We start from the raw sequence: 8271 nt of genomic DNA, 5'->3' as shown, positions 1-8271 counted from the left end.
GGTCAGGGGGTGGGGTGGCGGGCGTCGTAGCGGAGGAAGGCGGGGCGGCGGGCGGCGAGGAGGAGGATGGCGGCGACGCAGGCGAGGCCGCCGCTGACGACGGAGACGGTCGGGCTGGTGAGGGAGGCGACGGCGCCGGACTCGAAGTCGCCGAGGCGGGGGCCGCCGGCGACGATCACGATGAAGACGCCCTGGAGGCGGCCGCGCATCTCGTCGGGGGCGGCGACCTGCATCATCGTGTTGCGGAAGATCATGCTGATGGTGTCGGCACAGCCGGCGGCGGCGAGCAGGAGGAGGCCGAGCCAGAGGTTGCGAGCCAGGCCGAAGGCGGCGATGGCGAGGCCCCAGGCGGCGACGGCGGTCATGACGGCGGCGCCCTGGCGGTGGATGCGGCCGACCCAGCCGGAGAAGAGGGCGCCGGCCAGGGCGCCGACGGCGGGGGCGGCGGCGAGCAGGCCGACGGTGCGGGCGTCGCCGCCGTAGAAGGTGATGGCGAGGGCCGGGAAGAGGGCGCGCGGCATGCCGAAGATCATCGCGGCGAGGTCGGCGAGGAAGCTGGTGCGCAGGTTGGGCTGCTCGCGCAGGAAGCGGAGGCCGTCGAGGACGGAGGCGCGGCCCTTGCGGTCGCCGAGCGGGCGCATGGCGGGCAGGCGCCACATCGCGTAGAGGGTGGCTCCGAAGGCGACGGTGTCGACCAGGTAGGCGGCCTGGACCCCGTAGGCGCCGATGAGGACGCCGCCGATCATGGGGCCGACGGTGAGGCCGAGGTTCATGCTGACGGTGTTCAGGGCGTTGGCGGCGGGGAGCCGCTCGGCGGGGACGAGGCGCGGGATCATCGCCGAGCGGGCCGGCGAGGCGAGCGCGAAGAAGGCTGCCTGGAGGGCCACCGCGGCGTAGAGGACGGCGACGAGGCCGAGGCCCGCGATCGCCTGGGCGGCGAGCACGGCGGAGACGACGGCGAGGCCGGCCGAGCCGATCAGGCCGAGGCGGCGGCGGTCGGCGGTGTCGGCGATGGCGCCGCCGTAGAGGCCGAAGGCGATCAGCGGGACCAGGGAGAAGAGGCCGACCAGGCCGGTGGCGAAGGTGGAGCCGGTCAGGTCGTAGACCTGCACGGAGACGGCGACGGCCGTCATCTGCTGGCCTATGGAGGAGATGGACTGGCCGAACCACACCCGCCGGTAGTCGGCGTGGTACCGGAGAGGGCTGAGGTCGGCGAAGGCCCCCCGGGCCAGCCGCCGGTAGCGGGACCGCGGCAGCGCGGAGAGCGGCGCAGAGGGCGGGGCGGGGGTCGGCGGCGAGTCCCCGTCGGCCGGCGAATTGGCAGGATGATTGGTCGACACAGTGCCCCATCGTCGTCCCGCCCGCACCGGCCCCGGACACCGGGGGGCGTTTGCGGCCGCTCGACGCAGGCGTCAGCGCGGCCCGACGTTCTCCAGGATCCGGTCCAGCAGTGTCGAGAGCTGCGCGATCTCACGGTCGCTGAGGCCCTTGAGCATGTCCTGCTGGCTGCTGATCGCGACGGAGGAGATCCGGTTGTAGATCTCCTCGCCGTCGGGCGCGATCTCCACGGTCGCCGCCCGGCGGTCGAGGTCGGTGCGCCTGCGGACGACCAGGCCGCGCCGCTCCATCGACTCCAGGTGACGGGAGAGCGTCGGGCCCTCGATGCCCAGGTACTGGGCGAGTGCGCGCTGGATCATCGGGCCCTCCAGCTTGAGGGCGGCGAGCACGGTCCAGGCCGCGAAGGTCGCACCGGCCTCGGCGAGGCGCTCCTCGAAGAACGCGCGACAGGACTTCGCAGTCAGGTGCAGCTTGGGCGCGACGCTGCTCCGCAGCCAGGTCGGACCGGCGTCCGCCTCGGCGGCCAACCGTTCTGCGCTCTGCCGGCCGGGCATCCGCGCCTCCCAATCGTCACGAGATCCTCCGTGCAGCGTAGCGCCGACCACTGCGCCGACCACTGCGCCGACCGGTCCGCGAACCAGTCCGCGAACCAGTGCGCCGGCCAGTGCGCCGAGAGGAGGACCCGCAGGCGGGAGTTCAGAGCGGGACGACCCGGAACAACGGGATCCCCCGGGCCGCCCGCTCGAAGCTCTCCGGCCGCTTGTCCGGCACCACGCCGTTCTTCACGAAGATGCTCGCGCCCATCGGGACCTGGGTCGGGAACTGCCGGGCGATCGGCCCGCGCTCGTCCGGCGGCACCTCCACCAGCCCGACCCGCCGTGCCTTGCGGCCGCGCACCAGCACGCCCTCGCCGGCCGCCCGGACGTTCTTCACCCAGTCCGACCCGGGGAACGCCTGCAGGATGTACATCGTGCCGCCGACCGTCACCGGCGCGACCGGATTGGTGTACTCGCGGCCGGACTTGCGGCCCTTCACCTTCAACAGCTGCATCGGGCCGACCGGCAGGCCGATCCGGTGGAAGACCTCCATCGTCTTGTTTCCGAACCTCTGGAACCCGGTGACCCGGGCGCGGGCGGTGGTGGACACGGCGGGTGCTCTCCTCTGCCGGAGTGTGCGATCAGGAGGGACGCCCCACCGGTGCAGGCGCCCAGCCGAGGCGGAACAGGCGAACAGGCCGAACTGGCCGAACAGGCCGAACACGATCCTGACCCGCGACACAGATAGGTAGCTTGCTATCTATCTAGCCAGAGTGGCACGCCTCCAGGAAGCTGTCAACGAGAACCCCCGACCTTCAACTCCCCGACCGGCCCCGGCAGATGAGCTTCGGAGCAAGAAACACAACACCCGCCGGACCCCGGAACGCACCGAGGCCCGGCGGGTGCACCGCGGAGCCGGCCCCTACCGGGTGAGGACCTGCTTCTCGCCCGCCTCCACCGCGAAGTCCAGGCGGTTGCCGGGCGGCGGGAAGGGGCAGATGAAGTGGTCCGCGAAGGCGCAGGGCGGCAGGTAGGCGCGGTTGAGGTCGAGCACCGTGCGGCCGTCCTGGTCCGGGGCGGGCAGGGTGACGAAGCGGAAGCGGTAGGTGTCCCGGCCGCTGGTCGCGTCGGCGATCACCCCGCTCAGCCGGCCGTCGCCCGAGCGGCTGACCGTCAGGGTGCGGTGCTCGCCGGCGACGGTGAACGCGATCTGTCCGGTCACCGCGAGCGGACGCTCCTTGCCGTCGGCGTTCGGGACGAGCACCGTCCGCCCGGCGCCGTGCACACCGCCGCCCTCACCACCGTCCTCGAAGGGGGTGAAGACCGCCGGAACGGCCCACTCCGGCGCGTAGGGGTAGGCCGAGATCCCGGCGAACGACGCCCGCCCGGGCGAGTTCGGGTCGAAGACCCGCAGGGCCGGCTCGCCCTCGCGCTCGATCGGCACCAGCAGCACCTCGCCGAGCGCGGCGGTGTCCGCCGCCGGGTCGGTGTCCGGGCGCAGCAGCACCTCGCCGTCGACGGGGGTGTCCGCTCCCGCGACAGTGACACCGTCGGCCGCCGCCGCCCGCAGCCGCACGCCCTCCGCGTCCGCCCACCAGACTCCGGGCAGTCCGGCGATCGCCGCCGGCTCCGGCTCCAGCCAGTGCGTACCGGTGAGCGCCAACTGGCCGTGCGGCGCGCTGACGGTCGCCGCCCGTCCGTCGCTCCAGTGCTGCCATTCCTCCGCGGCCGTCGCCGTCATCGGCTCGCCCTCCCAATCCGGTCCAGGGCCCGCAGGGCGGGCCGTCCGTTCTCCGTCACCCCATCGAACATCCGGTACCCGGGCCGGGCATTCCCAGTCCCGGACACCGTCGCACGGTCGTCGCACGCCCGTCACGCCCGCCACGTCGGTCACACCGCGGCCATGCCACCGTCATACCGGTCAACACGCCGTTCGCACCCGCGCCGACACCGCCACCACTCGCCCCTCAGGACTTGATCCGGCGGAACAGGCCCTCCTGCACCACCGACACCACCAGCTGGCCGCTCCGGTCGAAGATCTGCCCGCGCGCCAGGCCCCGGGCGCCGTGGGCGATCGGGGACTCCTGCTGGTAGAGCAGCCAGTCGTCGGTGCGGAACGGCCGGTGGAACCACATCGCGTGGTCCAGCGAGGCCATGTCGAAGTGCCGGGTGCCCCAGAGCGGCTCGACCGGGGCCCGGACGGCGTCCAGCAGCGTCATGTCCGACGCGTAGGTGAGCGCGCAGACGTGGATCAGCGGGTTGTCCGGCAGCGCCCCGTTGGTGCGCAGCCAGACGCCGCTGCGCGCCTCGACCCCGTCGAGCTCCTCGGTGGTCCAGCGCAGCCGGTCGACGTAGCGGATGTCGAAGGGCTGGCGCCGGCTGATGAACGGGGGCAGCTCGCCGAGCCGGGAGCCGACCTCGTCCAGCGCGCTCGGCAGCTTCTCCGGGCCGGGCACGTCGGGCATCGGGTACTGGTGCTCGATGCTGTCGGGCTCCGGGGCGTGGAAGTCGGCGGTCAGCGCGAAGATCGACCGACCGCCCTGGATCGCCAGCACCCGGCGGGTGGTGAACGAGCGGCCGTCCCGGAGCCGGTCCACCTGGTAGACGATCGGCACCCCGGGCACGCCGGGCCGCAGGAAGTACGCGTGCAGCGAGTGGACCGGGCGGTCGTCGTCCACGGTGCGCCCCGCCGCCACCAGCGCCTGGCCGGCCACCTGCCCGCCGAACGTGCGCTGGAGCGCCTCCTCGGGGCTTCGCCCGCGGAAGATGTTCAGCTCGATCTGCTCGAGGTCCAGCAGTGCGACGAGATCGTCGACGGGGGTAGCCATGGGACACGTCCTCTCCGGGCCGCCGCCCGGGCCGGAGGTCTTCCGCCCCGCCGCCGGCTGCCCGTTCTCTCGAATTCTCCAGCTCAATCGAATTCCTCAGCGAGCCGGGACATTCCCCGCACCCGGGCCGGCCGCACCAATTCACTCGAACGAGGTCGAACAGTAGCCCCTGCGCGGAACGTCGCCGCAGGTGGGAGCCGCAGCTGGGACCCGCAGCTGGGAGCGGGACGGCGCCGCTCACAGGCCCGACTGCCGGACGGTGATGTTCAGCCGCCCGGTCAGCCCCAGCGCCGGGTCCGCCGTCCCGGGCAGGGTCCGCACCACACCGTGGTACGCGAACCGGGCCGGGCCGCCGAACACCAGCAGGTCGCCGCCGCGCAGCTCCAGATCGGTCCACGGCCTGGTCCTGGTCTCCGTGTTGCCGAGCCGGAAGACGCAGGTGTCGCCGAGCGACAGCGAGACCACCGGGGCGTCGGCGCGCTCGTCGCGGTCCTGGTGCAGGCCCATCCGGGCGCCGTGCGGGTAGTGGTTGACGATCGCGACGTCCGGCTCGTAGTCGACGGCCCCGGCGATGCCACCGATGCCGCTGATACCGCCGCCGACCGTCGCCCCGTACGCCTCGGCCACCGCCCGCCGGGCGAGCGCGCCGAGCTCGGGCGGGAACGGTTTGACCGGGGTGCCGTCCTCGGCCACGCCCCGATAGCCGTACGGATACCAGTGCAGGCCCAGGCTGACCATCCGGACGGACATCGTCCCGCCGGTGGGCATCCGGACGGTGTGCATCCCCGCGGGCGGGCGCGCCCAGTCGCGGCAGGCGGCGACCAGCCGCAGCTGCGCCGCCGCGTCGAGCCAGCCGGGGAGCAGCACCGCCCCCGGAGCCGGCTCGGACCGCCCGCGCTCGGGGGAGGCGTCGAAGAGTCCGCCGAACAACTCGCCCTGGGTCACATCCCCATCCTCGCGCACCCCTCCGACAACGGCCGGACCGGCAACAGCCACCGGGCCCGACAGCCATCGGCCCCGGCAACCGCCGGAAACCCCCGACGGCCGCCCTCCCGTGGTGCGGGAGGGCGGCCGTGGAGGCGTGGATCAACCGCCGGATCACCCGGCGTCGGATCGACCAGCGCCGGATCGACCGGCGTCGGATCAGACGGTGAGGGTCTGGCCCGGGAGGATCAGGTCCGGGTTCGCACCGATGACCTTGGCGTTGTTGTCGTACAGGGCGTGCCAGTCGACGCCCTGGGCGGCGGCGATGCTGCTCAGGGTGTCGCCGGCCTTGACGGTGTAGGTGCCGTTGACCTGCTTGGCGTCGTTCGAGGTCCAGGACTTGCCGGACTTCGCGGCCTTGTCGGCCTTCGGCGCGGCGTCGGTCTTCGGCGCGGCCTTGGGGGCCTCGACAGCCTTCGGGGCGTCAACAGCCTTCGGCGCGGCCTTGGGGGCCTCGACAGCCTTGGGGGCCTCGACGGCCTTCGGCGCGGCGGCCTTCGGAGCCTCGGTCGCCTTGGGGGCGGCCGGCTTCGGGGCCTCGGTGGCCTTCGGGGCGGAGGTGTCGACCACGGGGGCGGCGCCGCCCTTGGTCAGACCGGCCTTGACGGAGCAGACGGGCCAGGCGCCCGGGCCCTGCGAGGCGAGGACCTTCTCGGCGACGGCGATCTGCTGCGCCTTGGTGGCCAGGTTGGCCTGCGAGGCGTAGGCGGTGCCGCCGAAGGCGGCCCAGGTGCTGGAGGTGAACTGCAGACCGCCGTAGAAACCGTTGCCGGTGTTGATGGCCCAGTTGCCACCGCTCTCGCACTGGGCGACAGCGTCCCAGGTGGAGACGGAGGCGGCCGAGGCCGAGGTGGCCGTGACGAGGCCGGCCACCGGCAGGGCCGCGACAGCGGCGCCCGCCACGACAGCCATCCGGACGCGGTTGCGCTTGGTGGCGGTGGTGGTGGCAGCGGCGGTCTCGTTACGGAAGGTCATGAGGTTCCTCTCGACAGCCCCGGGAGGGCATGCGGAACCAAGCCCTGGAGGGTCTGGAAATCGCGCGCCGCGTCCGTCGGGCGGCCGGAGACGTGTCGGACGTTCCGTGCCGCCCCGGCCACCTCCACACACCGGCGACCTGTTCGAGCGGTCGCTTCGGCGGGCACTGCCGGCGCCGGTGCGAAACCGGCGGGCTGTGCGTCGGGGGTGAACCCGGGTGGTGCTCGTTGCACCGCCAATGAAGCTACGAGGCGGGCGGCCGGGGTTCAAACAGCCGGAGGTCTCCCCAGCTCAGCACGGCGTTACCGGCGGTAACGACCATGTAAATGTGTCCAATTTGTCCGTTTTAACCGTCATTTCCTAGATCAAACATCGACGAGCCGTGACTCACCTCACCGCTTCATTCCGGCAGTCCCGCCATCGAGATCGACAGATTGCGACGCAGAGAACACCCTCCGCGATCGGATCAGAGGCAATTCCCGTCACCCCTACCCCCCACCCGTGACCCCTGCCACAAGGGCCCGTTGGTAAGGGCGGCCGGGCCGCCGCCGCCTCCCGGCTCGAACAGACCCGACCTTCCGGCTCCACCGCGTTCGACCCCGGGGGCCGGGCCCCGAGACCCCGGGCGCCCGCCCCAACAGCCCCCAACCGGTATTTCCGACCCCGCACCGAGGAGACCCAGTGCCGCGCATGCTCGACGTCAGCGACGAGGTCCGATCCGAGATCGGCGACGACGAGGCCGACCGCCTGCTCGGCGGCGCCCACGCACCCGACAACTACGAATGCACCTCCTGCCGCACCCCCGGCGACGCCCTTCTGGAGCCGACCAGCACCGTGCTGTTCGTCGGCGACGAGACGGCCGTGCTCGCCTTCGCCCACGCCCGCTGCATCCCGTCCCAGGTCGTCCCGGTCGCCGAGGAGCAGCTGGCCGGCGCCGTCCGCAGCATCAGCCAGGCCCGGAGCGACGTGTCCGCCGACGCCGCCCGGCTGCAGCCGTCCCTGCCCGCCCAGGCCCTTCCCACCCCTGCCGCTCCCGCCCCGACGTCCGACCCGGCCGGACGGACGGGCGCACCCGGCCAGGCGGCGATCCTCGGCATCACCTGCGGACTGGTGCTGCACGGCGACACCGGCCACGCCTCGCTGGTCGTCGAGCCGACCGGGCCGGTCGGCCGTCCCGGCAACACCACCGGCGAGGACGAGTTCCTCGACCTGCTCCAGGACGCGGGCTTCCAGCCGGTCACCGACCTCGACAAGACGCCGGACCAGCTGCCCGGCTGGTCGGTGCTGGTCGCGATGGGCAAGCTGCACGCGATCCTCCAGCCGGCCGCAGCCGGGGGCAGCACCGGCTGGTGGCAGGCCCACCAGCCGCTCCAGGTGACCGACGCCTGGCGGTTCGCCGCCAACCAGCTCGGCGAGGTGACCATGTACGCCGTCCCGGCCGGGACGGTCGGCCGGCAGCCGCGCGAGGACCTGCTGCGCCAGGCGCTGGAGCGCGCGGTGGCGCTGGGCCAGGTGGTGTCCGCCTCCCTCCCGCTCGCCGGGACCTGAGCCGCGCCCGGGACGCCGGCCGGAGCTCCCGCCGGTGGAGGTCGCTGCCCGAACGCGGCCTC

At 73.3% G+C, this 8271-nt stretch carries 8 protein-coding genes; 1 reads left to right on the top strand and 7 read right to left on the bottom strand.

What is annotated here, in order from left to right:
- Positions 1–2 precede the first annotated feature (2 nt).
- From BI06_RS11185 to BI06_RS11155, 7 genes are all read right to left on the bottom strand, one after another.
- Entirely contained in the window at positions 3–1340 is a 1338-nt protein-coding gene (locus BI06_RS11185; RefSeq protein WP_369826100.1) for an MFS transporter, read from the bottom strand.
- A 72-nt stretch (positions 1341–1412) separates the two neighbouring features.
- Entirely contained in the window at positions 1413–1892 is a 480-nt protein-coding gene (locus BI06_RS11180; RefSeq protein WP_051740738.1) for a MarR family winged helix-turn-helix transcriptional regulator, read from the bottom strand.
- 142 nt (positions 1893–2034) lie between these two features.
- On the bottom strand, positions 2035–2484 hold the full coding sequence (locus tag BI06_RS11175) for a nitroreductase/quinone reductase family protein (protein WP_043467758.1): 450 nt from the start codon (positions 2482–2484) through the stop codon (positions 2035–2037).
- Positions 2485–2796: 312 nt separating this feature from the next.
- A complete protein-coding gene (locus BI06_RS11170) occupies positions 2797–3615 on the bottom strand; it encodes a DUF1684 domain-containing protein (protein WP_043467756.1) in 819 nt (272 codons plus the stop codon).
- 226 nt (positions 3616–3841) lie between these two features.
- Positions 3842–4702 (bottom strand): acyl-CoA thioesterase II, encoded by an 861-nt coding sequence (locus BI06_RS11165; protein WP_043467754.1) that lies wholly within the window; start codon positions 4700–4702, stop codon positions 3842–3844.
- A 237-nt stretch (positions 4703–4939) separates the two neighbouring features.
- Positions 4940–5647 carry an alpha-ketoglutarate-dependent dioxygenase AlkB gene (locus BI06_RS11160; protein ID WP_233290108.1) on the bottom strand — a complete coding sequence of 236 codons (708 nt, stop codon included), beginning with the start codon at positions 5645–5647 and terminating at the stop codon, positions 4940–4942.
- A gap of 198 nt (positions 5648–5845) precedes the next feature.
- Positions 5846–6661, bottom strand: coding sequence for a transglycosylase family protein (locus BI06_RS11155; RefSeq protein ID WP_051740736.1), 816 nt, complete (start codon positions 6659–6661; stop codon positions 5846–5848).
- Positions 6662–7342: 681 nt separating this feature from the next.
- Between BI06_RS11155 and BI06_RS11150 the strand changes: the two genes are divergently transcribed.
- Positions 7343–8209, top strand: coding sequence for a hypothetical protein (locus BI06_RS11150; RefSeq protein WP_037781241.1), 867 nt, complete (start codon positions 7343–7345; stop codon positions 8207–8209).
- Positions 8210–8271: the final 62 nt, after the last annotated feature.

The organism is Kitasatospora sp. MBT66 (assembly GCF_000710405.2).
Taxonomy (GTDB): Bacteria; Actinomycetota; Actinomycetes; order Streptomycetales; family Streptomycetaceae; genus Kitasatospora; species Kitasatospora purpeofusca.
The sequence above is the reverse complement of the archived record's forward strand: the minus strand, read 5'-3'. Positions and strand labels throughout refer to the sequence as shown.